21 protein-coding genes are annotated in these 25,961 nt (G+C 73.0%); 8 read left to right on the plus strand and 13 right to left on the minus strand.

Translation table 11 applies throughout. The features are described 5' to 3' along the window. Positions 1 to 136 precede the first annotated feature (136 nt). A complete protein-coding gene (locus ACFVFH_RS04650; protein ID WP_383763270.1) occupies positions 137 to 1,621 on the minus strand; it encodes a S28 family serine protease in 1,485 nt (494 codons plus the stop codon). Between the two features lie 130 nt (positions 1,622 to 1,751). After that, positions 1,752 to 2,198, minus strand: coding sequence for a hypothetical protein (locus tag ACFVFH_RS04655; RefSeq protein WP_383763272.1), 447 nt, complete (start codon positions 2,196 to 2,198; stop codon positions 1,752 to 1,754). A 174-nt stretch (positions 2,199 to 2,372) separates the two neighbouring features. Between ACFVFH_RS04655 and ACFVFH_RS04660 the strand changes: the two genes are divergently transcribed. Then, positions 2,373 to 2,867 carry a hypothetical protein gene (locus tag ACFVFH_RS04660; RefSeq protein WP_383763275.1) on the plus strand — a complete coding sequence of 165 codons (495 nt, stop codon included), beginning with the start codon at positions 2,373 to 2,375 and terminating at the stop codon, positions 2,865 to 2,867. A gap of 30 nt (positions 2,868 to 2,897) precedes the next feature. Here ACFVFH_RS04660 and ACFVFH_RS04665 read toward each other — a convergent pair whose 3' ends face one another. From ACFVFH_RS04665 to ACFVFH_RS04685, 5 genes are all read right to left on the minus strand, one after another. Then, on the minus strand, positions 2,898 to 6,716 hold the full coding sequence (locus ACFVFH_RS04665; RefSeq protein WP_383763278.1) for an ABC transporter ATP-binding protein: 3,819 nt from the start codon (positions 6,714 to 6,716) through the stop codon (positions 2,898 to 2,900). A gap of 156 nt (positions 6,717 to 6,872) precedes the next feature. Then, on the minus strand, positions 6,873 to 7,844 hold the full coding sequence (locus ACFVFH_RS04670) for a serine hydrolase (protein WP_383763281.1): 972 nt from the start codon (positions 7,842 to 7,844) through the stop codon (positions 6,873 to 6,875). Positions 7,845 to 8,045: 201 nt separating this feature from the next. Continuing rightward, the gene (locus ACFVFH_RS04675) at positions 8,046 to 9,731 is read right to left on the minus strand and encodes a thiamine pyrophosphate-binding protein (RefSeq protein WP_383763284.1); all 1,686 of its coding nucleotides are present in this window, start codon (positions 9,729 to 9,731) and stop codon (positions 8,046 to 8,048) included. Continuing rightward, on the minus strand, positions 9,728 to 10,696 hold the full coding sequence (gene speB, locus ACFVFH_RS04680; protein WP_383763287.1) for an agmatinase: 969 nt from the start codon (positions 10,694 to 10,696) through the stop codon (positions 9,728 to 9,730). Before speB ends, ACFVFH_RS04675 begins: the two co-directional genes overlap by 4 nt. A 99-nt stretch (positions 10,697 to 10,795) precedes the next feature. Continuing rightward, positions 10,796 to 12,271 carry a sodium:solute symporter gene (locus tag ACFVFH_RS04685; RefSeq protein WP_383763290.1) on the minus strand — a complete coding sequence of 492 codons (1,476 nt, stop codon included), beginning with the start codon at positions 12,269 to 12,271 and terminating at the stop codon, positions 10,796 to 10,798. A gap of 123 nt (positions 12,272 to 12,394) precedes the next feature. Here ACFVFH_RS04685 and ACFVFH_RS04690 point away from each other — a divergent pair, with 123 nt between their 5' ends. Beyond that, positions 12,395 to 13,864, plus strand: coding sequence for a PucR family transcriptional regulator ligand-binding domain-containing protein (locus ACFVFH_RS04690; protein WP_383763293.1), 1,470 nt, complete (start codon positions 12,395 to 12,397; stop codon positions 13,862 to 13,864). Between the two features lie 45 nt (positions 13,865 to 13,909). Here the strand turns inward: ACFVFH_RS04690 and ACFVFH_RS04695 are convergent, their stop codons facing one another. Then, the gene (locus tag ACFVFH_RS04695) at positions 13,910 to 14,239 is read right to left on the minus strand and encodes a hypothetical protein (RefSeq protein ID WP_093548558.1); all 330 of its coding nucleotides are present in this window, start codon (positions 14,237 to 14,239) and stop codon (positions 13,910 to 13,912) included. A 287-nt stretch (positions 14,240 to 14,526) separates the two neighbouring features. On the opposite strand from ACFVFH_RS04695, the gene ACFVFH_RS04700 reads away from it, so the two are divergent. The 4 genes from ACFVFH_RS04700 (at position 14,527) to ACFVFH_RS04715 (ending at position 17,499) form a co-directional block, all read left to right on the plus strand. Beyond that, on the plus strand, positions 14,527 to 15,324 hold the full coding sequence (locus tag ACFVFH_RS04700) for a helix-turn-helix domain-containing protein (RefSeq protein WP_383763295.1): 798 nt from the start codon (positions 14,527 to 14,529) through the stop codon (positions 15,322 to 15,324). Next, positions 15,317 to 15,553: a DUF397 domain-containing protein gene (locus ACFVFH_RS04705; protein ID WP_383763297.1), complete on the plus strand. Its 237-nt coding sequence runs from the start codon at positions 15,317 to 15,319 to the stop codon at positions 15,551 to 15,553. Before ACFVFH_RS04700 ends, ACFVFH_RS04705 begins: the two co-directional genes overlap by 8 nt. A gap of 358 nt (positions 15,554 to 15,911) precedes the next feature. Further along, the gene (locus tag ACFVFH_RS04710) at positions 15,912 to 16,496 is read left to right on the plus strand and encodes an ALF repeat-containing protein (RefSeq protein ID WP_383763300.1); all 585 of its coding nucleotides are present in this window, start codon (positions 15,912 to 15,914) and stop codon (positions 16,494 to 16,496) included. A gap of 226 nt (positions 16,497 to 16,722) precedes the next feature. Then, complete coding sequence (locus ACFVFH_RS04715) at positions 16,723 to 17,499, plus strand: hypothetical protein (protein WP_383763303.1); 777 nt, start codon at positions 16,723 to 16,725, stop codon at positions 17,497 to 17,499. A 302-nt stretch (positions 17,500 to 17,801) separates the two neighbouring features. Here ACFVFH_RS04715 and ACFVFH_RS04720 read toward each other — a convergent pair whose 3' ends face one another. From ACFVFH_RS04720 to ACFVFH_RS04740, 5 genes are all read right to left on the minus strand, one after another. Beyond that, entirely contained in the window at positions 17,802 to 19,040 is a 1,239-nt protein-coding gene (locus tag ACFVFH_RS04720) for a lanthionine synthetase LanC family protein (RefSeq protein WP_383763306.1), read from the minus strand. Between the two features lie 351 nt (positions 19,041 to 19,391). Next, the gene (locus ACFVFH_RS04725) at positions 19,392 to 19,556 is read right to left on the minus strand and encodes a hypothetical protein (RefSeq protein ID WP_383763308.1); all 165 of its coding nucleotides are present in this window, start codon (positions 19,554 to 19,556) and stop codon (positions 19,392 to 19,394) included. Next, the gene (locus ACFVFH_RS04730) at positions 19,520 to 22,225 is read right to left on the minus strand and encodes a lantibiotic dehydratase (protein ID WP_383763311.1); all 2,706 of its coding nucleotides are present in this window, start codon (positions 22,223 to 22,225) and stop codon (positions 19,520 to 19,522) included. The genes ACFVFH_RS04725 and ACFVFH_RS04730 overlap by 37 nt, the downstream gene beginning before the upstream one ends. Before the next feature lies 1 nt (position 22,226). After that, on the minus strand, positions 22,227 to 23,057 hold the full coding sequence (locus ACFVFH_RS04735; RefSeq protein ID WP_383763313.1) for a thiopeptide-type bacteriocin biosynthesis protein: 831 nt from the start codon (positions 23,055 to 23,057) through the stop codon (positions 22,227 to 22,229). Between the two features lie 493 nt (positions 23,058 to 23,550). Next, entirely contained in the window at positions 23,551 to 23,913 is a 363-nt protein-coding gene (locus ACFVFH_RS04740; protein ID WP_383763315.1) for a VOC family protein, read from the minus strand. Positions 23,914 to 24,146: 233 nt separating this feature from the next. Between ACFVFH_RS04740 and ACFVFH_RS04745 the strand changes: the two genes are divergently transcribed. Both ACFVFH_RS04745 and ACFVFH_RS04750 read left to right on the plus strand, forming a co-directional pair. After that, positions 24,147 to 24,566, plus strand: a complete 420-nt coding sequence (locus tag ACFVFH_RS04745) for a peptidase inhibitor family I36 protein (protein WP_383763318.1) — start codon at positions 24,147 to 24,149, stop codon at positions 24,564 to 24,566. 235 nt (positions 24,567 to 24,801) lie between these two features. Continuing rightward, positions 24,802 to 25,959: an acyl-CoA dehydrogenase family protein gene (locus ACFVFH_RS04750; protein ID WP_093548542.1), complete on the plus strand. Its 1,158-nt coding sequence runs from the start codon at positions 24,802 to 24,804 to the stop codon at positions 25,957 to 25,959. The last annotated feature ends 2 nt before the right edge of the window (positions 25,960 to 25,961 follow it).

Raw genomic sequence — 25,961 nt, forward strand, 5'->3', positions numbered from 1 at the left:
GCGCGCGTACGACCCGGCCCGCGGTGCGTGGACGGTCCCGGGCCGCCAAGGCCGCCCGGGGCCGGAGATCCGAGGCCCCGCGGCCCCGCCGTGCCCGGTCGGCCCGGCGGCCGGACCCCGATCCGCCGGGCGGGGCTCAGGACCGCGGCCCGCGCCGGTCCATCACGTCCTGCTTGTCGAGCCGTACGTCGAACTCGGCGAGCGGCTCGGCCTTCGCCGGGTCGTCCCGCACGGCGGCCGGGGCGACGCCCGCCCAGCGCAGGATGGCCGCGGTGGCCTTCGCCCGCTCGTCCTCGGGGAGCCCGGACACGGAGGCGCCGTGGTTGCCGCCGGGCACGGTCATGACATAGCTGTCGCGGGAGCCCGCGCCGAGCCGGAAGCGCTCCGCGCCCCACGGGTCGTTCTCGCCGTACACGTACAGCATCCGGTCGGCGTGGTGCCGCACCCAGCTGTCGACGTCACGCATCACCGACGGCTGGAACCTCATCGGGATGGAGCGCGGCACGAAGGTGCGCGGCGGCTGGTACCCGTACCGGCTGAGGTCGCCGAGCCACGGCTGGCGGATGTCGGGCGAACCGAGCTGGGTGCCCGCCTGGTAGTAGTACGGGGTGTTCCGCTCCAGGCCCTGGTCGGTGTAGCTGGAGAAGCCGGAGATCGCGTCGACGGAGTCCCAGATCGCCTGGTCGGGGGCGGATCGGGCGTCGGCCGGGATGGTGTCGCAGTCGGACAGCAGGCTGTACTGCCAGAACGCCCAGACGTAGTCCATGACGACGGCCTCGTACGCCTTGTCGAGCGAACCGGTGGTGGCGAAGGTGTAGCCGTTGGCGGCGGCGTACTCCTCGTACTTCTTCTCCAGCGGCTTGCGGCGCACCAGCGCCTCGCGCTGGACGGCGTTCACCCGGTCACGGCACTGCTTGGTGCCCACCTTCGCGAAGAACCGGTCGTAGGCCGAATCCTCCTTGTCCACCACGTCGTTGGGGGCGACGTACGCCACGACGCCGTCCATGTCCTTCGGGTGGAAGCGTTCGTAGTAGGTGGCCGTCATGCCGCCCTTGGAGCCGCCGGTGGTCAGCCACTTCTCGGGGTAGATCTTCTTCAGCGCGGTGAAGACGCGGTGCTGGTCGTCGGCGGCCTGCCGGATGTCGAGCTTGGTCCAGTCGGCGGGCGCCGGGCGGGACGGGGTGAAGTAGCGGTACTCCAGGGAGACCTGGTTGCCGTCGACGATCCGCGTCGGCTCGGCGCGGCCGGGGCTGGTGGAGACGTTGTATCCGCTGGTGGAGAAGACCGTCGGACGGGAGGTGTCCTTGTGCAGCACGGTGATGCGCTGCTGGAAGGTGCCCCGGGACGGGTGCCGGTGGTCGACCGGCTGGGTGTAGTTGAGGACGAAGAAGCGGTAGCCCGCGTAGGGCTTCTCCTCGATGAGACTCATCCCGGGGATGGCCAGGATGCGGTCCTTGATGTCCGTGCCCGCCCCGCTGTCCGTGCCCACGCCGCTCGCACCGGCCGTGCTCCGGAACGCCGCCGGTTCCGCCGCGGTGGCCGCCCCGGCAAAGGCGCCCGTCGCACCCATGGTGCCGATGAGCACCGCGAGCGACAGGAACCCTCTGAACGCCTTGCGCATACGCCCTCCCAGGAGTCACTGGATTCGTCGTGAACCTAGCGGGGCGGCCCCCGTGCCGCCAGACCCTCCGGCACGGAGGCACCGCGTGTCCGGGCCGGTCAGCCGGTCGGCAGCGGCGCCGGTCAGGCCGTCAGCAGAGGATCCAGCCGGTGGAGCCGGACTTCCCCGAGATCCGGGCCGAGGCCCTGACGCACCGGTTGAGCGCGTGGACCGTCACCGGCCCGGCCTGCTTGGTGTACTTGCCGCTGTCGACGACCGGGTTGGCGCCGCGCGCCTGGATCGTCACGGACATCGCGCGGCGCGAGCCCGACTTCTTGGCGACCGCCACCGCGCAGGCGTAGGAGCGGCTCTTGTAGACGCGCAGCTCGCCGGTCTTGAACGGGACCGTCTTCGCGGGGCGCCCGGCGCAGACCGTGGCGGCGGCGGCATGACCGGCCGCGGGACCGCCGAGCACCAGGCCGACGGCGGCCAGCAGCGGCAGGACGACCGCGAGCACCCGCGCCCGGCCGCCGCCCACGCCCCCGCCTCCGCCGCCGTCCCCGTCGGCCGCTGCGGCCCTTGCCGTCCCTCTGCTCACCCGCAACCCCATCACCAGTCGAACGCTTACACCCTTGCTCGGCGCATACGCATACATGCGTACGACGCAGGAACCCGTCCGAAGGTTGCCTTCGGCGCGCTCCGCCCCCGGGGCAACCGAATCGGCACAGCATGACTCCCACTGGACAGAGCCATACGAAAGGAAGGAACTGTCATGCTCCGACTCCGCAACGCACAGCCCTCCCGCAGCGGCCGCATCGGCCGGACGCTGCTCGCCTCCGCTCTCCTCACCGCCGTCGCCGCGGTCCCGGCGGTCGCGGCCACCCCGCAGACGGCGCACGCCCCGGCGCAGGTCCGCAAGGAGACCAGCACCTCCGCGCACCAGCAGGTCGCCCACTTCTACGGCGCCTACATCGACGCCGTCTCCGCCGAGGGCGGCGGCAAGCTCGCCACCGCCCTGCGGACGTTCTACCTGACTCCGGGCCTGCGCTCCCAGCTGAAGACCTGGGAGCAGCGCAACCACGCGGACGGTGTGCTCCGCGCCCAGAACACCCCGATCGCCTTCCGGGTCACGCCGGGCGACAGCGGCGCCGGTCACACCTGGTCGACGGTGCGGCTCACCTGGAGCGGCGGCAAGCACCCCACGTACTCGTATCTGACCGTGCGCTCGGACCTGCGGACCGGGAAGATCTCCGGCATCGGCGACTGAGGCGACTGATCCGGTGGACGGGCCCGGCGCTCAGACCGCGGCGGGCTCGTCCTCCCCGACGAAGGTGCGCCACAGCACGGCGTAGTGGCCGTCCCTGGCGAGGAGTTCGTCGTGCGTGCCGTCCTCGACGACCCGGCCGTGGTCCATCACCACGACCCGGTCGGCACGGGCGGCCGTGGTCAGCCGGTGGGCGACGACCAGGGTGGTGCGGCGGCCGGTGAGCCGGTCGGTCGCCTGGTTGACCAGGGCCTCGCTGGCCAGGTCGAGGGAGGCGGTCGCCTCGTCGAGGAGCAGCACGTCCGGGTCGACGAGTTCGGCGCGGGCCAGCGCGATCAGCTGGCGCTGACCGGCCGAGAGGTTGCGGCCCCGCTCGGCGACCTCGTGCAGATAGCCGCCCTCCAGGGTGGCGATCATGTCGTGGGCGCCGACCGCCCGCGCCGCCGCCTCCACCTGGGCGTCGGTGGCCTCGGGCCGCCCGTAGGCGATGGCGTCGCGGACCGTGCCCGCGAAGAGGTACGCCTCCTGCGGGACGACGCCGAGCCGGTGCCGGTAGGCGGTGAGGTCCAGGTGGCGCAGATCGGTGCCGTCCGCCGTGACCCGGCCGCCCGTCGGGTCGTAGAACCGGGCGACGAGCTTGACGAGGGTGGACTTCCCCGCGCCGGTCTCGCCGACGAACGCGACCGTCTGCCCGGCCGGTATGCGCAGGTCGACGCCCGCGAGGGCCTCCTCGGCGTCGTCGCCGGAGCCGTAGGCGAAGGACACGTCCTCGAAGGCGATCTCGCCGCGCAGGGAGAGCACGTCCAGCGGCTCGTCCACGGCGTCGGTGGAGGTCGGCTCGCGCAGCAGTTCCTGGATGCGGCCCAGCGAGACGGTGGCCTGCTGGTAGCCGTCGAAGACCTGGGAGAGCTGCTGCACCGGGGCGAAGAACAGATCGATGTAGAGCAGGTAGGCGACCAGCGCGCCCGTGGTGAGCGTGCCGTGGTCGACCCGGCCCGCGCCGACGATCAGGACGGCGGCCGCGGCCACCGAGGACAGCAGCTGCACGAAGGGGAAGTAGACCGATATCAGCCACTGGCCGCGGACCCTGGCCTCGCGGTAGTGGTCGCTGCGCCCCGCGAACCGGGCGGCGCCGTCGTCCTCGCGGCGGAACGCCTGCACGATCCGCAGCCCGGAGACGGACTCCTGGAGGTCGGCGTTGACCACGCTGATGCGTTCGCGGGCCAGCTCGTACGCCTTGACGCTCCTGCGGCGGAAGAAGAACGTGCCGACGACCAGCACCGGCAGCGTCGCGAAGACGACGAGGGCCAGCTGCACGTCGAGGACCAGCAGCGCGACCATGATGCCGAAGAAGGTGACGACGGAGACGAAGGCCGTGACCAGTCCGGTCTGGAGGAACGTCGACAGCGCGTCCACGTCGGTCGTCATCCGGGTCATGATGCGGCCGGTCAGCTCGCGCTCGTAGTAGTCCAGGCCGAGCCGCTGGAGCTGCGCGAAGATCTTCAGGCGCAGCGAGTACAGCACCCGCTCGCCGGTGCGGCCGGTCATCCGGGTCTCGCCGATCTGGGCGGCCCACTGCACCACGACGACCACCAGGGCCAGTGCGGACGCCGCCCAGACCGCGCCGAGTGCGAGCTGCGAGACGCCCTGGTCGATGCCGTGCCGGATCAGTACGGGCAGCAGGAGACCGGCCCCCGCGTCGACCGCGACCAGCAGCAGGCTCACCAGCAGCGGCAGCCCGAAGCCGCGCAGCAGCCGGCGCAGGCCGTACGACTCCTCGGGGCGGACGGCCCGCGCCTCGTCGATGCCGGGGGTGTCGGTGGCGGGCGGCAGCGCCTCGACCTGGGCGAGCAGCTCGGGGGTGGCGGGCATGCCTGCGGCGCCGGTGTCGCGCGGCTCCTCCCGGCGGACCCAGAGGCGGGGGCTGATGCCGCGCTCGGCGTCGAACTCGGCGTCCAGCTCCTCCTGGAGCGCGCGCTCGTCCTCGGGGGTGGTCCCGGCGGCGGGGGTCAGGTGGTGGTGTCCGGGCGAGGTGCCGCCCAGCTCGTCCGGGTCGGTGAGCAGCCGCCGGTAGAGCGGGGAGCGGCGCTCCAGCTCCTCGTGCGTGCCGATGTCGGCGAGGCGGCCGTGTTCCAGGACGGCGATCCGGTCGGCGAGGCCGAGGGTGGAGCGGCGGTGGGCGATGAGCAGGGTGGTGCGCCCGGCCATCACCTGGCGCAGCGCGTCGTGGATCTCGTGCTCGACCCGGGCGTCGACGGCGGAGGTGGCGTCGTCGAGGAGGAGGAGCCGGGGGTCGGTGAGGATGGCGCGGGCGAGGGCGACGCGCTGGCGCTGGCCGCCGGAGAGGGTGAGTCCGTGCTCGCCGACCTTGGTGTCGTAGCCCTCGGGCAGCTCCGCGATGAACCGGTCGGCCTGGGCGGCGCGGGCGGCTTCCTCGATCTGCTCCTGGGTGGCGTCGGGGAGGCCGTAGGCGATGTTGGCGCGGACGGTGTCGGAGAAGAGGAAGCTGTCCTCCGGCACGAGGCCGATGGCGGCGCGCAGGGAGGCGTGGGTCAGTTCGCGGACGTCGTGGCCGCCGACCAGGACGGCGCCGTGCGTCACGTCGTAGAAGCGGGGCAGCAGCAGCGAGACGGTGGACTTCCCGCTGCCGGACGCGCCGACGACGGCGACGGTCTCACCGGGCTCGATGGTGAGCGAGAAGCCGTCGAGCACGGGCCGGTCGTCGGCGTAGCCGAACCGTACGTCGTCGAACTCGACGCTCGCGGGGGCGTCGGCCGGGAGTTCCCTGGTGCCGTCCTTCATGGTCGGCTCGGTGTCGATCAGTTCCAGTACGCGTTCGACGCCGGCCCTGGCCTGCTGTCCGACGGTGAGGACCATGGCGAGCATCCGGACCGGGCCGACGAGCTGGGCGAGGTAGGTGGAGAACGCGACGAACGTGCCGAGGGTGATCTCTCCCCGGGTGGCGAGCCAGCCGCCGAGGGCCAGCATCGCGACCTGGCCGAGCGCGGGGACGGCCTGGAGGGCGGGGGTGTAGCGGGAGTTCAGCCGGATGGTGCGCAGCCGCCCGGCGAACAGCTTCCGCCCGACCTCGCGCAGCTTGCCGGTCTCCTGCTCCTCCTGCCCGAACCCCTTGACGACCCGGACCCCGGAGACGGCCCCGTCGACGACTCCGGCGACGGCGGCGGCCTGGCCCTGGGCGTACCAGGTGGCGGGGAAGAGGCGGGCGCGCGAGCGGCGGGCGATGAACCAGAGGGCGGGGGCGACGGCGATGGCGACCAGGGTGAGCAGGGGCGACAGCCACGCCATGATCACCAGGGAGATGAGGAAGAGCAGGACGTTCCCGATGGTCATCGGGAGCATGAACAGGAGTCCCTGGATCAGCTGGAGGTCGCTGGTGGCGCGCCCGACGACCTGGCCGGTGGAGAGCTCGTCCTGGCGCTTCCCGTCGAGGCGGGTGATCGTCCCGTACATCTCGGTGCGCAGGTCGTGCTGGACGTCGAGGGCGAGGCGGCCGCCGTAGTACCGGCGGATGTAGGTGGCCAGGTAGACCAGTGCGGCGGCGGCTATGAGGAGTCCGGTCCAGACGGCGAGGGACCGCGTGTGGCCGACGACGACATCGTCGATGATCACCTTGGTGATCAGCGGGACGAGGGCCATCACCGCCATGCCCGCGAGTGACGAGCCGAGCGCGAGCAGTACGTTGCGCCGGTAGCGCCACGCGTAGCCGCAGAGCCGCCGGGCCCAGCCCGGGGTCCGTGTCGCGCCCTGTACGTCCGCTGCGTCCGTCACCGGTGCCTCCCCGTTCCGCCTGTTCCGACGGAAGGCACCAACGCGGTGGGCTGCGGATTTCATCCCGCTGTCACAAAGACGGGCCTTTCGGCGCAGGGCGGTACGCCGATCGGCGTAGGACCGGTCCGCGGGGGTGTCCGGCGGCGGGGTGCCCGGCCCGCGGGGCGTGCGGCCGGGGCCGGAGCGGTGTCCGCCCCGGCCCCGGCCCGTCGGCCGGCGTTACGCCCGCGGGGTCGCGGTGAGCATGCGTACCGCCGGGGCCTCGGGCACCGCGGGCACCGCTTCCTGCGGGGCGGCGGGCGGGGCGACCGTGGCGGTCTTCTTCGCGGCGGCCGCCGGGTTGAGGTCCTTGTGGACGGCGCGGGCGACGGCCTGGATGGTGTTGATGCCGTCGTTCATCGTCTTGTTGTCGTGGGTGAGCACGGTGATCCCGTAGTCGTGCCCCTTGCCGGTGAAGGCGCCGATGCTGTGCACCCGCCAGCCGTGGGTGGCGCGCGGCAGCCAGCCGTTCTTGACCTGGACGGTCGTCCCGGACGGGGCTCCGGCGGGGGTGCCCCAGCGCTGCGAGGAGACGACCTTGCGCATCAGGCCCAGCTCGTAGGAGCGCGAGTTGTCGCTCAGTACGGAGTTCTTGGCGGTCAGCAGCGTCAGCAGCCGCAGTTCGTCCTGGGCGGTGATCCGGGTCAGGCCCCAGTAGCCGCCGGAGCCGGGCACGGTGTGGGTCATCCCGGCCGCCTTGAGGAAGCCCTTGACCTTGGTCACGCCGAGCTGCTTCCACAGGGCGGTGGTCGCGTCGTTGTCGGACTTGGTGATCATGGCGGTGGTGAGGTTGATCTCGCGCTGGGTGAGGTAGCGGTTGTGCTTCTTGTTGTCCCAGAGCAGCGTCGCCAGCACGGTCGCCTTCACGACACTGGCGGAATCGTAGGCGGAGGTCGCCCGCAGGGTGCAGCTGGTCTTGGTCGTGCGGTCGTAGAGCGCCACGGCCGTCGTCGACTTCCGGCCCTTGAGGGCGGCGGTGATGTCCTTCTTCAGCTTGGCGGCGAGACCGGCCTTGCCGGATGTGCAGCTCACCGTCGGCGTCGCCGCGACGGCGGGCGCGGCGCCGAGCGCCACGGGTGCGAGCACGCCGGCGGCGAGCGCGACGGACAGCGCGCCGCGTGCGCGGCGGGATATGCGGGGCTGGTCCTTCATGCGGTGTTTCCCCCTGAGTGGTTCCGTACGGCGGCGTGCCCCCCGGCACGCCCGCCAGTAACGACTTCCGAACGGCCGAAAGGTTGTGCGACCGGTGCGGTGGTGTTCCTCTCCGGACCGCGCGCGGCCGCGGGGCGGCGCGCGGGAACGGGTCCGCCCGCGCTCCCGGAGCGGGGGCGCGGGCGGGCGTCGGGCCGGTGCCTACAGATGCGTCGGCTCGAACATCCTCAGCAGGGCCGGGAGGACGACCACCGAGGGGCCGGGCCGGGCGAAGGACTCCGCCAGGTCGGCGGCGAGCGTCTCCGGGGTGGTGCGGACGGCCGGGACGCCGAAGGACTCGGCGAGGGCGACGAAGTCGGGGCGGGACAGCTCCGTCGCCGTGGCCTCGCCGAAGGCGCCCGTCATGTACTCGCGCAGGATGCCGTAGCCGCCGTCGTCGACGATCAGCCAGGTGACCGGGAGGTCGTACTGGCGGGCCGTGGCCAGCTCCGCGATCGAGTACATCGCGCCGCCGTCGCCGGAGACCGCGAGGACCGGCCGCGTACGGTCGGCCGCGGCGGCGCCGAGGGCGGCGGGGAAGCCGTAGCCGAGGCCGCCCGCGCCCTGGGCCGAGTGCATCGTGTTCGGGCGGCGGGCGTCGAAGGCGGACCAGGCCCAGTAGGCGAGGATCGTCATGTCCCAGAAGCTCGGGGACGTGTCGGGCAGCGCCTCGCGGACCGAGGCGATGAGCCGCTGCTCCAGGGTGAGTTCCTGGGCGGCGATCCGGTCCCGTACCGCCTGGAGCACCGTACGGACCCGGTCCGTGGCCGTGGGGTCCTCGCGGCGGTCGACCGCTTCGAGGAGGTCGGACAGCGCCTCGCGGGCGTCGGCGTGGATGCCGAGCGCGGGGTGGTTGGACTCCAGCTTCCCGGCGTCCGCCTCGATCTGGACGATCCGGCCGCCCGGGGCGAACGTGTGGTAGTTCGAGGAGAGCTCGCCGAGCCCGGAGCCGACGACCAGCAGCACGTCGGCGGATTCCAGGAACTCCGTCGTGTACCGGTCCTCCAGCCAGGACTGGAGCGAGAGCGGGTGCTCCCAGGGGAAGGCGCCCTTGCCGCCGAAGGTGGTGACGACGGGTGCGTCGAGCTTCTCGGCGAGCGCCAGCAGCTTGCCGGAGGCGTCGGAGCGTACGACTCCGCCGCCCGCGATGATCGCCGGGCGCTCGGCCTTCGACAGCAGGTCGGCCGCCACGGCCGTCAGCTCGGGACGGGCGTGCAGTTCGCGCGGGGTGGCGTCCATCGCGGTGACGACCGGCAGCGTGGTCCGCGCGAGGAGTACGTCCTGCGGGATCTCGATCCAGACCGGTCCGTGCGGGGCGGTCAGCGCGGACTCCCAGGCGGCGGCGATGGCCGACGGGATCTGGGAGGCGGTGCGCACGGTGTGCACCGACTTCACGACGTCGCGGAACGACGCCTTCTGGTCGCGCAGCTCGTGCAGATAGCCGTGGCGGCCGCCGCCCAGTCCCGCGGTCGGGATCTGGCTGGAGATCGCCAGCACGGGCGCGGAGGCCGCCGCCGCCTCCTGGAGCGCGGCGAGGGAGGTGAGGGCGCCCGGCCCGGTGGAGAGCAGCAGCGGCGCCACCTCCCCGGTGATGCGGCCGTAGGCGTCGGCGGCGAAACCGGCGTTGTTCTCGACCCGCAGGCCGATGTACGTCAGCGAGGAGCGGCGCAGCGCGTCGAACATGCCGAGCGCGTGCTGGCCGGGCAGGCCGAAGACGGTGGTCGCGCCGAGGCCCTGGAGGGTCTCGACGACGAGGTCGCCGCCGTTGCGCCCGGCCGGGGGGTTCAGGGCGGCCGCGATCTGTGCGGGGGTGAGCCGCGGCCGCTCGTCGTGGTGGTCGTGGCTCACTTGGTACGTGCCTCCGCGATCTGGCGGGACATGATCGTGGTCAGCTCGTACGCCGTGTGGGAGGCGGCGACGGAGGTGATCTCGGCGTGGTCGTACGCGGGGGCCACCTCGACCAGGTCGGCGGAGACCAGGTTGCAGGAGGACAGTCCGCGGACGATCTCCAGGAGCTCGCGGGAGGTCAGGCCACCGGCCTCGGGGGTACCGGTGCCGGGCGCGTGCGCCGGGTCCAGGACGTCGATGTCGATGGAGATGTACAGCGGCCGGTCACCGATGCGTCGGCGCAGCTGGTCGGCGACCTCGTCGACGCCGCGCCGCATGACGTCGGCGGAGGTGACGATGCCGAAGCCCATCTTCGCGTCGTCGTCCAGGTCCTGCTTGCCGTAGAGCGGGCCGCGGGTGCCGACGTGGGAGAGCGCGGAGGTGTCGAGGATGCCTTCCTCGACGGCGCGGCGGAACGGGGTGCCGTGGGTGTACTCGGCGCCGAAGTAGGTGTCCCAGGTGTCCAGGTGCGCGTCGAAGTGGAGCAGCGCGACCGGGCCGTGCTTCTTGGCGACGGAACGCAGCAGCGGCAGCGCGATGGTGTGGTCGCCGCCGAGCGTCATCAGCCGGGCGCCGGTGGAGAGCAGGTCGTCGGCGGCGGCCTCGATCGTCTCGACGGCCTCGTTGATGTTGAACGGGTTCGCGGCGATGTCCCCGGCGTCGGCGACCTGTGCGAGTGCGAACGGCGAGGCGTCCTGCGCCGGGTTGTACGGGCGCAGCAGGCGCGAGGCCTCGCGGATCGCGTTGCCGCCGAAGCGGGCGCCGGGGCGGTAGGAGACACCGGTGTCGAAGGGCACGCCGACGACGGCGACGTCGGCGGTGCCGACCTCGTCGAGGCGGGGCAGCCGGGCGAAGGTCGCGGGTCCGGCGTACCGCGGGACGCGGGAGGAGTCGACGGGGCCGCGCGGCGTTTCGTTGCTGCTCATGTGAGGTGCCTTCCTTCGGTTTCCATGCGTTGTTCGGTGTGGTGGGGGCGGGCGGGCCCCGTACTGCCGGGCGGGCCCTGCGCGACTGCCGGGCGGGCCCTACGCGCGGGTGACCGCGTCGTCGTCCACCGGTTCCCCGGTCTCCGCGCCCCGCCCCGCGAGCCGTTCGCGCCAGGCCGCCAGTACGGCCGCGTCGGTCGGCTTCGTGGCCAGGGAGACGATCACGTACACGGCGAGCGAGGCCAGCAGACCGTAGTACACCGGTTCGTTGGCGAGGATGCCGTACGCCGCCATCAGTCCGATCACCGCGAGGCCGCCGACCGACACGGCGGCCAGCGCGCCCGCCGCAGTGCCCCGGCGCCAGAGCAGACCGCCCAGGATCGGCACCAGCAGTCCGCCGACGAGCAGGTTGTACGCGACGGTCAGGGCCTCGACGACGTCGTTGAGCGCGATGGCGATCAGGATGACGGCGACACCCATGATGAGGATGAAGACCCGGTTGCCCTTCACCTCGTCGTGTTCCTCGCCCCCGCCGCCCCGGGAGACCACGCCCCGCAGCCGGGACCAGATGTCGTTGTTGGCGACGGTGGCGCAGGCGATCAGCGCGCCGGAGGAGGTGGACATCACGGCGGCCAGCGCGGCGGCCAGCACCAGCCCGCGCACGCCGATGGGCAGCTCGTCCTTGACGATGGTCGCGAACGCGGAGTCGGCGCTGGGGAGCTTGGGGTACATGACCTTCGCGGCGGTGCCGATGACGGCGCCGGCGATGGCGTAGACGAGGCAGTAGGTACCGGCGACGGTGCCGCCGATGCGGGCGACCCTGTCGCTGCGGGCGGTGAACACCCGCTGCCAGATGTCCTGGCCGATCAGCATGCCGAAGGTGTAGATCAGCACGTAGGTGAAGATCGTCTCGCCGCCGATGCCGAGCGGGTCGAAGTACTCGGTGGGCAGCTTCGCCTTCATCTCGCTGAAGCCGCCCGCCTTGATCACCGCGATGGGCAGCAGGAGCAGCAGCACCCCGATGGTCTTGACGACGAACTGCACCATGTCGGTGAGCGTGATCGACCACATGCCGCCGAGCGTGGAGTACGCGACGACGATGGCGCCGCCGAGGATGATCGCGATCGTCCGGTTCAGGTCGAAGAGGACGTCGAAGATGGTGGCGTACGCGATGGTCGAGGTGACCGCGAGCATCAGCGTGTACGCCCACATCACGACGCCGGAGATGATCCCGGCCCGGCCGCCGTAGCGCAGGTCGAGCATCTCGGAGACGGTGTAGACCTTCAGCCGGGCGATCCGCGCGGAGAAGAAGACGGACAGCGCGAGCAGCCCGAGGCCGATGGTGAAGACCATCCAGGCGCCGGAGAGCCCGTACTGGTAGCCGAGCCCGACACCGCCGATGGTGGAGGCGCCGCCCAGGACGATGGCGGCCATCGTGCCGGAGTACATCCCGGGGCCGAGCCTGCGGCCCGCCACCAGGAATTCGCTCTTGGACTTGGCGCGGCGCATGCCCCACCAGCCCATGGCGAGCATGCCGGCCAGATAAATGATGATCACCGCGTAGTCGACGGCCATGGGCTTCCTCCGTTTCCGTCACAAGTGCACATGTCTTACGTGAAGAAGACGGTAGGTGGCCCGAAGGCGACGCTGAAGAGTACGTTTTATCCATCATTGAAGACTCTGATGGATGGATCATCCATGCCGGATGCCCCGGGCGGGCCGCCCCCGACGCCCACTCCGCCGCCCACCCCTCCGATCCCGCTCGGCGAACTGCTGGCCCACGAGGAACTGGGCCTCCACCGGATCGCGGGCCCGGCCGGGGCGGAGCTGCTGTGGGTGCACACCTCGGAGATGGCCGACCCCTATCCGTACCTGCTCGGCGGTGAGCTGCTGCTGAGCGCCGGGGTCCAGCTGAAGGACCCGGACACGTACGTGGCCCGGCTGGTGGAGGCGGGGGCGGCGGCGCTCGGTTTCGGGGTGACACCGGTCTTCGACACGGTGCCGCACAAGCTGATCGAGGCGTGCGACCGGCACGGACTGCCGCTGCTGGAGGTGCCGCCCGGGACCCCGTTCACGGCGATCGCCCGGACGGTGTGGCGGCTGATGGCCGAGGCCCGCCACCGCGAGCTGCGCCGGGTGACGCGCGCCCAGCAGGCCCTGGCCACGGCGGCGGCCCGGCCCGACCCGGTCCCGGCGGTGCTGCACCAGCTGGCGGCCCAGCTGGAGGGCCGGGCGGCGCTGCTCACCGCCGACGGCGAGGAGCTGCACGCCTCCGGCCGCCGCCCGGCCCCCGACGTCCGGGCGGCGCTCGCCCGGCTCACCCGGGTGGTCTCCGCCGGGGCACGCCCCGCCCCGACGTCCGCCACCGACACCCTCCGGGACACCCATCTGTCCGCGTACGCGCTGGGCGGCGGGCAGGGGCTCGTCCTGGCACTGGCGACGGACCGGCGCGAGGCGGGCGACCACACCATCGCCGGGGTCGCGGTCGTGCTGCTCTCCCTGCTGGCCGCCCCGCACCAGGGCGCCGACGCGGCGGGCCGCTCCGCCGCCCTCGTACGGATGCTGCTGGGCGCGGACCCGCAGGACGTCGCGCCGCTCCTCGGCGGCGCCGAGGAGTGGACGGTGGTGCACGCGCGCCGCAGCGGCGACGGCCCGGTCGACCCGCTCACCACCGGGGCGCTGGGCGCCGCGCTGGGCTCGCCCCTGGTCGACGGGGGCCGGGGCGGCGACGCCGTACGCGTACTGGTCCCCGGCGCCGACCGGATCACCCCGCAGCCCGGCTGGACGCTCGGCGCCTCCGCCCCCGCCCCCATCACCGCCCTCGACCTCGCCGACGACCAGGCCGCCCGCGCCCTGGGCCGCGCCGCCGCCACCCGCACCCCGCTCGCCCACCACCACAACGGCGGCGCCGGTCTCGCCGCCCTGATCCCGCCCGACCGCGCCGAGGCGCACGCCCGCGCCCTGCTCGCCCCGCTCACCGAACCGCTGCGGGAGACCCTGAGCTGCTGGCTGAGCCTCCACGGCAGCTGGGACCGCACGGCCACGGCCCTGCGCATCCACCGCAACACGGTCCGCCAGCGCATCGCCCGCTGCGCGGCCCTGCTGGACGCGGACCTGGACGACATGGACGTCCGGACGGAGCTGTGGTTCGCGCTGCGGGTGCGGTGAGCGGGGCGCCGGGGCGGTCGGTCCTCCCCCCGCCCCCTGCCCGGTTCAGCCCCGCGACCGGGGCGAGCTGCTCCCCTCGCACATCGCGGCGGCGAGCCGTTCGCCACGGCTCCGGGCGATCCGGTGCACGTCGCGCAGGGACTCGGCCATGCGGGCCACGACGTAGCGGAGCTGCGCCGAAGTGACCTGGCGGTCGTCGAGCATGTCGTCGGCGTGGTCGAGCAGTTCGAGAGCCATGCCGAGCTGCACGCTCTCGACGTTGTCGGCCACGTGGGAGACGTATCCGGTGCCGTCCCCGATGACGTAACAGGGCTTGCCCCCCGAACCGGCCCAGGGAAGCAGTCGTGCCGAGGCGTCGGGGGTCCGGGAGATCATGCGGGCCCCTCGATGGTGCGGGCGTTGCGGTGCAGCACGTCGTCAACTCCGTTGAGGTAGAAGGTTGAAGGCCATGCCCCCGGACCGTTTCGAAGCGGTCGCGAGGGCCCGACGCGTTCGCGGCCGGCCTCCGGGGGCCGGCCCCATCGCGACGACAGCGGTCGATGCCTGGATCTGGATATCGGCATCCACCTCTGTGTAGCGATCCACTCACAGAGTGAGATGGTCCCGGCTAGGCTCGCCAGGGGGTTTCCGGTGACGGAACCGTTGTCGCACGGGAGTTGACCATGAGTAATACCTATGGCGATTGGTTGAAGGCGCAGCGCGAGGCGGCGGGCCTGACGCAACAGGAGCTGGCCGACGCGGCGATCATGACGCGATCGCACATCTCACACATCGAGGCGGGGCGCCGCATCCCGTCCGAGGAGGACGCGCGGCGCCTGGACCAGGCCCTGAACACCGGGAACGTACTGAGCAGCTTTCTGCCGGGCAAGAATGACGGCACGATCGCCAACTACTTCGAGCCCGCACGCCAGCTCGAACAACAGGCGACGATGATCCGGGAGTTCGCCCTGAACTTCGTACCGGGAATCCTCCAGACGGAGGGGTACGCGCGTACGGTTCTCGGCACTGCCTTTCCTCCCCGGAGCGATGAGGAACGCGACAGGCACGTTGTCACACGGCTTGAACGAGCCAAGATCCTCAGTGATCCCGTGACGCCCGTAGTCTGGGTGCTGTTGGACGAGGGAGTGCTGCGTCGCCCGGTCGGCGGGCCGGAAGTCATGGCCGAACAGATCATGCACATCGTCCGTTTGGCCGAGAGCAGGAGGGTGCGTGTTCACGTCTTGCCGTTCGCTCTGGGCTCCCATCCGCTCATGCAGAGCATGCTGACGTTGATGTGGTTCGAGGATCAGCCTCCTGCCGCTTACACCGAAGCCATTTCCATCGGCAAGGTCCAAGACTCTCCGGCTGTGGTCCAGCGACTGCAGAGCGTCTACGATCTCGCCCTGAGCGACGCACTCCCGCTTGAGGAGTCCCTCGCCTTGATGAGGGCAACGGCAAAGGAATACGGGCACCATGACTGAGCACACCATTGCGGACGCTTCCACGCTGAGCGGATGGCGCAAGTCGTCCCACAGCGGCAACGAATCCGGCAGCTGCGTCGAGGTGTTGGACAACCACCCCTCCGGCGTCCCCGTCCGCGACTCCAAGGCCCCGCACGGACCCGCCCTGGTGATCCCCACAGCCAGCTGGTCCGCCTTCGTCACCTCCGTCAAGGACGGGGCCTTCCACGCCACAGCGTTCTTGGAGTAGTGCCGCACCCAGTCGCACGGCCGGTTGCCACACGTTCCAGGCTCCCTCGCGCCCTGCCCGCGCTGATCGACCGTTGGGCCGCCGCCTCCCACTCACCCGCTCGGGCCGCGCCGCACTACACCACGACCGCCCTCAGGCATCGTCTCGCCCCGATCACGCCCCGGCAGTCACGAGCCGCGCTCAAGGCCGCCCTTCTCGAAGGCGCGCCGCCGTGAAACATCGGCCATGTCTGCGGCGACGGTGTCCTGTGACCGCAGCGGGCAACCGCCGCTGTCAGACCCAGGTGGCAGGATCACCGGAGTGGACGTTCCGAGGCGTCCTCAACTCACCTCCGTAGCGAACGAAGAGGAGCATTCCCTTGCGACTTCATCGCGCAACGCCCGTCATCGTCGCGGGCATTCTCGCCCCGGCCCTCCTGCTCGCCACCCCGTCCTTCGCCGCCACGGCGGCCCCGACCGCGGTGGCGGTGCCCGCGGTGTCCTCGTCCGCGGACGAGCCGGACGCCGACGACCTGAGGGTGGCCATAGTCCGGATCCTCGCCGATCCGGACAGCGGCCGACGGGTGAAGCGAGAGGCCAACGCCCTCCTCGATGCCAACGACCCCGAGGCGATGCGCGCCTGGCTGGAGACCGGCTACCGCATCGCCCAGGCCGAGGACGACCGCGTCGCCATCGCCCGCATCCTCGCCGACCCGGACAGCGGACGACGTGTGACACAAGAAGCCAACGCCCTCCTCGATGCCAACGACCCCGAGGCGATGCGCGCCTGGCTGAAGACCGGCTACCGCATCGCCCAGGCCGAGGACGACCGCGTCGCCATCGCCCGCATCCTCGCCGACCCGTCCATCAGCCCGGCCCTGCGCGCGGCGGCCAACGCCGCCCTCGACGACAACTCACCCGAAGCGCTGCGCTACTTCCTGGAAGTCGGCAGGTACCAGGTCTGACCGGCACAGCGCCGCACCACAGCGCGTCGCCCGGGTGGCACCCCTGCCGCACGCCCGGTCGCCGGAACGCCGAGTATCCCGGCGGGGCCTCCTGTACCTCTGTGTGCCGGCGGCCCCGCCCGGCAGGCCCTGTGGCGGCTCGGCGCCCTCCGCAGGGCTCCGTGGTCTCGCCGCCCGGTGCGGCATGGACCACCGACACCTCCGACCGCAGAGAGCACATTCTTCGATGACCACACACCCCCTGCGCACCGGGCGCGGCGGTCTGCGGACCGCTTCCGTCGTGACCGACCTGCCGTTCAAGCCTCAGCTCGTCAAAGCGGTGTTCAGGGACGTGACCTCGTTGCACGTCTCCCGGCCGGCCGCATGGGCCGCCGCGTCGGTGACGCGGACCGTGCTGACGGAGATCGTCGACGCCGCGAGAGGTGCGGCGGCCGAGGAGGGCAGGAAGAGGCTGATTCCCAGGGACCTCGTCTCGGCAATCGACCGGAACGCCGAGATGGAGGTGGGATCGGCGTGGTACCTGCACAGCCCGAGCTTCCACGGCCTGATGGGCGAGGTGCGCAACGCCGACGGTGCGCTCGTGTCACTTCGTGAGCGGCGCGGGGCGCGTACACCGAGTGGTGTGGCCGGCGCCCACCGGTTCGGGACCGGGGTGAGAAGAGTGCTGGGGAGCCGGGGGGTGAGGGCGGTCCCGGCGATGGTCCGCGACCTGGACGGAATCGCGAGCGTGTTCCTGACGGCCCTGGCCCGGGACGCGGCCGAGGTCGTCCGCGAGGGCGGGGTCAGGCGGTTCGGGACGCTCGGTCCGGTGGTGCCGGGCGAGCCGGTCCCGGCCCCGCTGCCCAACGGCCCCCTCCTCGCCGCGTCCACCCGTCGCGGGGACGGGCGGACCGTTGGCCGGGACGACGTCCTGGCCGCCGTCACGATGCAGCTGTCCGGCGGTCTCGGGCAACGCGCCATCACCGAGGCAGGCGGGACGACCCGGAGCGCGTCGGCCGACTGATCGGGCCCGCCCCTGCGCGCGCTGCTCCAACTCGCTCGCGGCAGCATCCGCTTGCTGCGACTCCGATTGCCACGACTCCGAACGACGTCGACGTCGTACTTCTCGGTGTGGAAGATACGAGCGGTCCTGACGAGACTGCCCTGTGCTTTCCGACGGCGGACTCGTTGGCGTTCAAGGTCACGCGCCCCGGATGCACGGCTCGGTACAGGTGACAGGCGTGCCCAGGCGTGCCTCGTGGATCATCCACTGGCCGCCGGGCCAGTCGTCCACCGTGACGTACAGCCCTCCGCGATCGGCGTCCGCTATCGCAGCCCCAGGCAGGGCAGCCAGTCGCGTGAGGTGTCGTGGGTGGCGGTGAGCAGGGCGCTCAGCGCGCCCGGGGCGCCGTCGAGGAGGGCGGTTGCCGGGCGGCCGGGGGCGAGGGCCGTCGGCAGCCGGGTGGTCAGGTGTCCGGTGAGCCGGGACGCGAGTGCGGCGGCGGCCGGGAGTCCGGCCCATCGGTGGAAGGCGTCCGCCACGGCCAGCACGCCCGCCGCGCCGTGGCAGAGCGCGAGGCGGTCCGTCAGGGGTTCGCCGTAGAGGTGGAACTCCTCGTCGTACCGCTCCGCGAGGGTGGTGAAGGCGGCCGCCGCCCAGTCGGCCGTCGCCCGGTCGCCCAGGGCGTCGGACGCGTCCCAGAGCGCCCAGGCGACGCCGGGGGTGCCGTAGCACCAGGCCTGGCGGGCCCGTGCCCCGGCGGGCGGCGGGCCGTCGAGCCCGGTGCCGTCCCAGCTGCGGACGGAGCGGGCGTCGTCGAAGGACTGCCGTACCAGCCAGCGGGTAACGCGGTGCAGGGCCTCCGTCAGCGGGGGGCGTGGTCCGGTGCGGCGGAGCGTCGCGGTGAGCGCGGCGGCGAGTCCGGCCACGCCGTGGCCCATGCCGGTGTTCACCCGGCCCTGGAGCCAGCCCAGGCGCGGATGGCCCGCGTACCGGCCGATGTGCAGTCGGGGCAGGTCGTCGCTGTCGCACAGGGCGGCCAAGTGGTCGGCGAAGGCGAGCAGTTGGCGGCTCGGGGGTCTGGTCCCGGCGCAGAGCGCGAGCAGGGTGCCGGACGGGCCGCCGATGAGGTCGTAGTCGGGCAGGCCGACGTCCGCCGTGCGCCAGGGGCGCGCCGAGGCCCGGTCCAGGAGGTGGTCGCGCAGCCGGTCGGCGGCGCGGTGCAGCGGCGGGTGGATGCGGGCGGCCATGCGCAGGCCGACCAGGGTTCCGGCCAGGCCGCCGTCGTACAGGCCGTCGTGGGAGGGGCCGCGGCCGACGGTCCGGGCCCACGCCGCCACCGCGCGCCGGGCGCTCGCCGTGGCCTTCGGGTCGGGCGTCTGCGCGACCAGGGAGGCCAGGACCGGGATGCCGGGGTCGGATGTCGCGTAGCCGCCCGTGGCGAAGTCGTCGAGGAGCCGGACGGCGAGGCCGAGAACCACGCGGCGCGGCGGGGCCTGGTCGGCCGGGGACGGCGGAGCCTGGTCGGCCTGGGACGGCGGGGCCTGTTCGGCCTGTTCCCGCACGGTCCGGCCAACCAGGGACGACGGAGCCGAGGCAGCCGGGGACGACGGAGCCGAGGCGGCCGGGGACGGCGGAGCCTGTTCGGCCTGTTCCCGCGCGGTCCGGCCAACCAGGGACGACGAGGCCGAGGCAGCCGGGGACGACGGAGCCGAGGCAGCCGGGGACGACGGAGCCGAGGTGACCGGGGACGACGGAGCCGAGGTGACCGGGGACGGCGAGGCCGAGGCGGCCGGGGGCGGCGGAGCCTGGTGGGATGGGTGCATCGGAGCTCCTCGTGGGGGGAGCCACCCGGACCGGTCCGGGTGGCTCCGTTCATCTCGATGGTGGACACGGAGTGTCCGGGTGGGGGGCCGTCAGCAGTTGATGGCGGATCCGCAGACGGTCGAGCCGCCGCAGATGAGGACGGTGGCGCAGACCAGGCTGTCGCTGGCCTCCACGGCCGGCAGGTCGGCGCCGGTGATCCTCTCGTCCAGCTCGTCGATCAGGGTGTCGAGGTCGGTGAGTTCCATGACGGACATGGGCTTTCCTCCTGTTTCCTTGGTGTTCCCTGTGGGGTGTTGGCCGCCCCGGCGGCCGCCGCACCAGGTGCGCGCGGGCCGGGGACGTCGTGGATGAGCGCGGCGGCGGATGCCGCCAGCTCATCGGCGGTCCGGTCGAAGGGGAGCCTGAGCAGCAACCCGGCGGCCACCGGTTCGCCCCGGTGCAGCGCGTCGCGCAGCACCGGTCCCCGCGGTCCGGCCACGGGGCCGGGCAGCATCTCCTCCAGGACCAGTTCGTCACCGGGCAGCGCGGCACAGGTGCGCTCGATGACGTTCAGCGCGGTCAGCGCTTCGAGATCGGCCGGTACGGGCTTGGCCCCGAACGCGGGCCGCACGAAGACGAATCGCGGCAGACCGGCGGAGCGCCGGAGCGAGGCGAGTGCCCGCACCCGGTCGAAGTCCGTGTCGCCCCGCCGCCACAGGTGGGCCCGCGGCACCCGCCAGGCGGCCGGGGAGACGACGAGGTCCCCGCCGGTCGTCACCCTGGGCGTGCGGGTGACGGACGGCTCCGCGGGGAAGGCCGCGGCGGGGCCGTCCAGGCCGAGGACGGTCCCCGACCAGGGGTGCCCGGCGGAGAGCAGCAGCCGTACCAGCCGGTCGTACGGCGGCATCGGATTGCGGGTGGCGTGGTGGACGGGCACGACGCGCACGCCGTCCGCCTCGGCGATGACGCTCCGGCCCGACCGCCGCAGCGTGATGCGGTCCAGCGGCAGGTAGCGCCGGGGCGGCCCGCCGGGTCCGAAGTACACGGACGGGTTGGGGTCGCCGGTCCACCAGCGGGTGATGACGGGCCGTCGGACGGTGTTCGCGGCATGGTCCGTGACCGGCGGTACCAGCAGTTCGACGAAGCGCACGCCGGAGCGCCGCTCCACGGCGGCCAGGAAGTCGCGGTAGACCTCGACGTTGTCGTAGCCGCCGTTCAGGCCCTCCAGCGCCTCCACGAACCGGGCGTCGATGATTCCGGCGGGCGAGGCCGTCTCCAGCACCGCGAGCGGTCCCGGTCCGGAGAGCGGGCGCAGCAGGCAGTCCAGCGGCCAGGGCGGCACCACGTCCTCGGCGGGCGGTGCCCCGAGGGCGTACAGGAGGTCGTCGTCGATGTCCACCTGTGCCGCGTCGCGGTGGGCGGCGAGGCGGGCGAGGAGCCGGGCGTAGCCGGATTCCGGGTCGCGCGCCGGGTGCCATCCCCGGGGGCGGCCCCGGTCCGGCCCGGCGGGCGGCCGCTCGTCGGACGCGAGCAGCTCGGCCAGGATCTCGCCGACCGGACGCGGCTGTTCGTCCAGCCGCTCGGTGCCCGGTACGGGGGGCGGCGCGCCGGAGCCGGTCTCCCGGTCGGCCCGGCGCAGCGCGTCCAGGCGGTGGGCGGCCCGCACGGCGCGCTGGACGCGGGCGGCGGCCCGGTCGGGCACGCGGGCGTCCAGGCCCCGGTAGGAGTCGAGGAACCAGCCGCCCGGCCCCGGGTCCCCGGGGCGGGTGCCCGGCCGGGGCAGCTCGCCGGATCCGGCCACCCGGGCGGCCGGGGACCAGGCCGCGGCGCGTTGGCGGGGGGCCGTGCAGAGCTGGAGCACGCCCAGCCCCATGAGGTGGGTGAGGAAGCCGCGCAGTACGGCGGGGTCGGCGACGGGCAGCGCGCTTTCCAGCTCCGCGAGGGTGCGCGGGCCCTCGGCGAACAGTCCGAGCAGCACGTCCAGCAGCGGGGTGCGCCGGACGGCGGTCCGGCGCAGCCGCCTCGGGTCGTCCGGGTCGATCGCGTAGCAGCACAGCGTGCCGCCGGTGCCGTCGTCGCCGCCGCCGTCGGTGAGGTGCAGCGGGGCGGGCGCGAGCGCGGACGCGGGGTCGGCGGTGCGCAGGTCCCGGGTGCCGGCCCGGGTGCGGACCGCGTGGACGTTCTCCACGGCGGTGGCGGCCAGGGCGGCCAGTTCGGCGCCGGGGGTGAGGAGCCTCAGACGCGCCCCGTCCGCCGTGCCGCCGACCGGGACCGGGGCGACCTGGCCCACCCAGCCGCGCGGTGTGGTCTTCATCGCCGCCCGGCCCACGACCCGCCACAGATAGGCGGACCGCTTGCGCAGCCGCTTCCCGCCCCAGGAAGCGCCGTCGGCGAGGCGGGCGGCCATCTCGTCCGCCAGCCCGGGGCTCGCGGTCTCCAGGAACTCCCGCAGGACCGGGCTGGACGCCACCAGCGACCAGGCCAGCGCGCCCTCCCGTTCCCGCTCGTCGACGATCGCCCGCTCCAGCCGGGCCCGGGTCCGGAGCGCCGAGCCGGCGGCGGCGCAGAGCCCTCCCGCCTCCTGTACGAGCCGTTCGGGCACGGCGGCCAGTGCCTCCAGGAATCCGCAGTCGGCCGGGGTCGGCGGGGAGCCCGCGTGCAGGCGCCGCCGCAGGGCGAGCACGGCACGGCGCTCGGTGTCGGTCAGCCGGGGGTCGGGGACGACGCGGCCCAGGTCCTCGGCCAGGTCGCGGGCGTGCGCGGACTGCCGGTCGACGGTGTCGGCGTGCTCGGCGACCCGGCCGAAGAGTCCGGAGTCCCCCGCCGCCGTCCACAGCGGGCCGGGGATGCCGGAGGCGCGGACCAGCGCGGTGGCGCCCAGGAACCGGCCCGCGGCGGTGCCGGGGAAGGCGGGTGACGGGGCGGCGGTGTGGATTCCGGTCATGTCAGTCCACCGCCCCGTCGTCGGCCAGGGCCTCGGTGACCAGGCTCTGCCGGGCGTACGAGAACCGGCCCCGGTTCCAGTGGAAGACCACGGCGTAGGCGGCGGCGCGGCGCGGGCCGCGTACCGCGTCACCGGACTCGAAGTAGCCGGTGCGCCAGTGGTCGGCGGCCCGGTGCACCGCCTCGCCGTGGCGTTCCTGGTCGTCGCGCCATGCCTCGGGCAGCCCGGCGAGCTGCCGGGCGCGGGGCAGTTCCCAGTAGGCGCGGATGCCCTGGGCCGCCCGGCGGAGCGCGGCGTCCTGCGGGCCCTCGGGGAGGCGGCGTCCGGTGTCGGTGCGCACCGCGTCCCAGACGCCCCGGTGTTCCCAGCCGACGATGTGCAGGCCGTCGAGCATCTCGCGGAGCAGGAACAGGGAGAGCCGCCAGTCGGCCGCGGCGTCCCCGTCCGCGGGGCGCCGGGTGTGGTGGTCGAGCCAGGCCAGGGAGTCCGCGGTGAACACCTCGTGCACCCAGGGCATGGAGGCGGGGCCGCCGAAGAGGTAGGACTCCGGCTCGTACACCGTGCACACCGGCGGCCCGGCCAGTCCGTCGAACCCGCCCAGGCGTTCCAGGAGTTCGGCCCGGAGCGGGACCGTGCCGTCGGCTCCGTACGCCTGGAAGCGCACCCGCAGGCCGGGGGGCTTGTGCATGAAGAAGAAGGCACGCGCGGTGCGTGCGTCGAGGAGGCCGTGCGCGGTGGCCGCGAGCCATTCGTACAGGCGTGGCCAGGCGAGCGGTTGCGGGGCCAGGTTCACCTGAACCCAGCTCGCCTCCGGGTGCGTCACCCCCAGCATGGGACCTCCGTGTGTCGTGATTCCGGCACGGCGGGGCGGCTCACCGGCCGCCCGACGAGTCCGCGGAGTCGGTGCCGCGGACCCGCCCGGCTGCCGGGAGTGGCCCTGGTTCGTTCTGTGTGGTCCGCAGTTCGATGTGATGTGGCGCGCGGTACCCGCGGAGCTCGCGGTCGGACCGGATGCGCCGGACGGATGCGGAACCGTCCTTCTCGCCTCTGTCGGCCTGCTCAGGCCCTTCATCCAGCAGATTTCCCGCAGCAACACGAGCTGAAAGAAAAATGACCATTAGTCATATGATGGATGGGTGTGCGCTTGGCGTGATCCCTGCGGCACAAGCGCGGCCGGTCGCGCCGTCGCACAGTTCACCGATCGCCACCGCTCCCCCGTGCGACCGCCGCGCGACCTGCGCGAACAGTCCCCGGGGCGCCCGGACGGAGTGCCCCGAGGGGGGCGTTGAGCCGGGGCGCGGGGCTCCGGTCCGGAGCCTTCGGGCCTACGGGCCCTCGATGCCGATGACCGTGCCGAACGGGTCGCGGAGCTGTGCGATGCGGCGGCCGGGCCCGATCACCAGGGGACCGCGGTGGTGCGCGCAGCCGGCGGCCAGCAGCCGCTCCCGGACGGCGCCCACATCGGGTACGCGCCAGTAGACGACCGGGGAGCCGCCGCGCGGGTTGCGGGCGTCGTCGGCGGGGTGGAAGCCGAGCTCGACCCCGCCGGTCTCCACCCAGGCGTAGACCGCGCCCGTGTCGTCGGCGACATCGACCCGCACGGGGACGCCGAGCAGGTCCCCGTACCACCGTGCGGAGGCCTCGGGGTCCACCGCGAACACCATCACGGTGCGTACGCCCTCGAACATGATCCACCTCCGGAGGAACCCACCCTACGACGCGCCCCGGGCCGGGCACGGGGCGCCCGGCACCGATCGCGCGGAACGGGTGTTCGCGCCGGTGCGCACAGGAGCGCCGCGATCTTCCAAGCGGGCTTCGAGCGCCCCTTGTTCCGCCTGTCTGCGCAGGTGGCGGCCGTGCCACGCTGCTGATGGCCGGGGCGCGGGGCCCTGGTCACCGTTCAGGAGAAGGGGTTTTCGCCATGCATCGCATCAGTGCGCTCGCCGTCACCTCGATCGCCTTGGCCGTGGGGCTCGGCGCCGGGCCCGTCGCGGCCTCGGCCGCCGAGAGCGCCACCGCCGCACCCGCCGTCTCCGCGGGTGCGGCGACCGGAAGCGCCAGGGCTTCCTACAGCTGCAGCCCCGGCTACTTCTGTATCTACAGCGACTGGAACGGAGGTGGCACCCGCTGCCAGTGGTCGGACAAGCAGCGGGCGAATACCGCCGACGACTGCTCGTTCATCCAGCGCGGCCAGAACGTCCGCTCGGTGTGGAACGCGACCGGGCACCGCGTGCAGTACTACACCAAGACCAACTACAACTCCCGGGTCGGTTCCACCGCCGCCGGAAACGGCGGCAACCTCCAGGGCGACTACCAGATCCGCTCCTTCAAGCCGCAGTAGGCGACGGCCGCACACCCGCGACGTCCTCCCCGGCCACCGGCCGGGGAGGACTTTCGTGTCTCCGCGGCGGCGCTCCGGGCGGGCCCGCCGCGTGGGCGTGCTGCGCATCACCCTGGACAGCGCCGGTGACCCCCGGGTAACTTTTGACTACATCTGAGCAAGCGCTTAGCCAGTCCGGCCGGGGACACGTTCCGGGGCCGGCCCGCTCGCCCGCAGCCGACCAAGGAGGCACCCCGTGCGCCGTACGGTATTCAACGAGGACCACGAGGCGTTCCGGGAGACCATCCGCGCCTTCATCGAGGCCGAGGTCGCCCCCGTCTACGACGAGTGGTTCGCGGCCGGCCAGGTGCCCCGCGACTTCTACTACAAGCTCGCCGAGCTGGGCATATTCGGCATCGAGGTGCCGGAGGAGTACGGCGGCGCCGGGGTCGAGTCCTTCAAGTTCGAGGCGATCATCTCCGAGGAGTGCGCCCGCGCGGCCGTCAACTTCGGCGGCTCCGGCGTCCATGTGCTGCTCTGCCTGCCGTACATCAAGGCGTACGCCACCGAGGAGCAGAAGAAGCGCTGGCTGCCGGACTTCGTCACCGGCAAGTCGATGTACGCCATCGCCATGACCGAGCCGGGCACCGGCTCCGACCTGGCCGGGATGAAGACCACCGCCAAGCTCTCCGAGGACGGCACGCACTACGTCCTCAACGGCGCCAAGACCTTCATCACCGGCGGCGTCCACGCCGACCGGGTCATCGTCTGCGCCCGCACCGACGCGCCCCGGGCGGACGACCGTCGGCACGGCATCTCGCTGCTCGTCGTCGACACCAAGGCCGAGGGCTACTCGGTCGGCCGCAAGCTCGACAAGCTGGGCCTGCGCACCTCCGACACCGCCGAACTGGCCTTCGTCGACGTCAAGGTGCCGGTGGAGGACCTCCTCGGCGAGGAGAACAAGGGCTTCTCCTACCTCGGCCAGAACCTCCCGCAGGAGCGCCTCGGCATCGCCGTCGGCGCGTACGCCCAGGCCAAGGCGGCCGTCCGGTTCGCCCAGCAGTACGTGAGCGAGCGGACCGTCTTCGGCAAGACCGTCGCGTCGTTCCAGAACACCAAGTTCGAACTGGCCGCCTGCCAGGCCGAGGTGGACGCCGCCGAGGCCGTCTGCGACCGCGCCATCGAGGCCCACGACGCCGGAGAGCTGACCGCCGCCGAGGCCGCCTCCGCGAAGCTGTTCTGCACCGAGGTCGCGCACCGCGTCATCGACCGCTGCCTCCAGCTGCACGGCGGCTACGGCTACATGAACGAGTACCCGATCGCCCGCCTGTACGCGGACAACCGGGTCAACCGCATCTACGGCGGCACGAGCGAGGTCATGAAGTCGATCATCGCCAAGTCCATGGGACTGTGAGA

Origin of the sequence: Streptomyces sp. NPDC057697 (genome assembly GCF_042799335.1) — a bacterium.
GTDB lineage: Bacteria > Actinomycetota > Actinomycetes > Streptomycetales > Streptomycetaceae > Streptomyces.

What these genes read in the sequence shown, in the direction of transcription:
- speB (WP_383763287.1), bottom strand. Translation starts at nt 10,696, where the DNA reads ATGAGCAGCAACGAAACGCCGCGCGGCCCCGTCGACTCCTCCCGCGTC.
- ACFVFH_RS04650 (WP_383763270.1), bottom strand. Translation starts at nt 1,621, where the DNA reads ATGCGCAAGGCGTTCAGAGGGTTCCTGTCGCTCGCGGTGCTCATCGGC.
- ACFVFH_RS04735 (WP_383763313.1), bottom strand. Translation starts at nt 23,057, where the DNA reads ATGCTGGGGGTGACGCACCCGGAGGCGAGCTGGGTTCAGGTGAACCTG.
- ACFVFH_RS04700 (WP_383763295.1), top strand. Translation starts at nt 14,527, where the DNA reads ATGAGTAATACCTATGGCGATTGGTTGAAGGCGCAGCGCGAGGCGGCG.
- ACFVFH_RS04660 (WP_383763275.1), top strand. Translation starts at nt 2,373, where the DNA reads ATGCTCCGACTCCGCAACGCACAGCCCTCCCGCAGCGGCCGCATCGGC.
- ACFVFH_RS04745 (WP_383763318.1), top strand. Translation starts at nt 24,147, where the DNA reads ATGCATCGCATCAGTGCGCTCGCCGTCACCTCGATCGCCTTGGCCGTG.
- ACFVFH_RS04685 (WP_383763290.1), bottom strand. Translation starts at nt 12,271, where the DNA reads ATGGCCGTCGACTACGCGGTGATCATCATTTATCTGGCCGGCATGCTC.
- ACFVFH_RS04715 (WP_383763303.1), top strand. Translation starts at nt 16,723, where the DNA reads ATGACCACACACCCCCTGCGCACCGGGCGCGGCGGTCTGCGGACCGCT.
- ACFVFH_RS04730 (WP_383763311.1), bottom strand. Translation starts at nt 22,225, where the DNA reads ATGACCGGAATCCACACCGCCGCCCCGTCACCCGCCTTCCCCGGCACC.
- ACFVFH_RS04725 (WP_383763308.1), bottom strand. Translation starts at nt 19,556, where the DNA reads ATGTCCGTCATGGAACTCACCGACCTCGACACCCTGATCGACGAGCTG.
- ACFVFH_RS04670 (WP_383763281.1), bottom strand. Translation starts at nt 7,844, where the DNA reads ATGAAGGACCAGCCCCGCATATCCCGCCGCGCACGCGGCGCGCTGTCC.
- ACFVFH_RS04695 (WP_093548558.1), bottom strand. Translation starts at nt 14,239, where the DNA reads ATGATCTCCCGGACCCCCGACGCCTCGGCACGACTGCTTCCCTGGGCC.
- ACFVFH_RS04665 (WP_383763278.1), bottom strand. Translation starts at nt 6,716, where the DNA reads ATGAAATCCGCAGCCCACCGCGTTGGTGCCTTCCGTCGGAACAGGCGG.
- ACFVFH_RS04690 (WP_383763293.1), top strand. Translation starts at nt 12,395, where the DNA reads ATGCCGGATGCCCCGGGCGGGCCGCCCCCGACGCCCACTCCGCCGCCC.
- ACFVFH_RS04705 (WP_383763297.1), top strand. Translation starts at nt 15,317, where the DNA reads ATGACTGAGCACACCATTGCGGACGCTTCCACGCTGAGCGGATGGCGC.
- ACFVFH_RS04740 (WP_383763315.1), bottom strand. Translation starts at nt 23,913, where the DNA reads ATGTTCGAGGGCGTACGCACCGTGATGGTGTTCGCGGTGGACCCCGAG.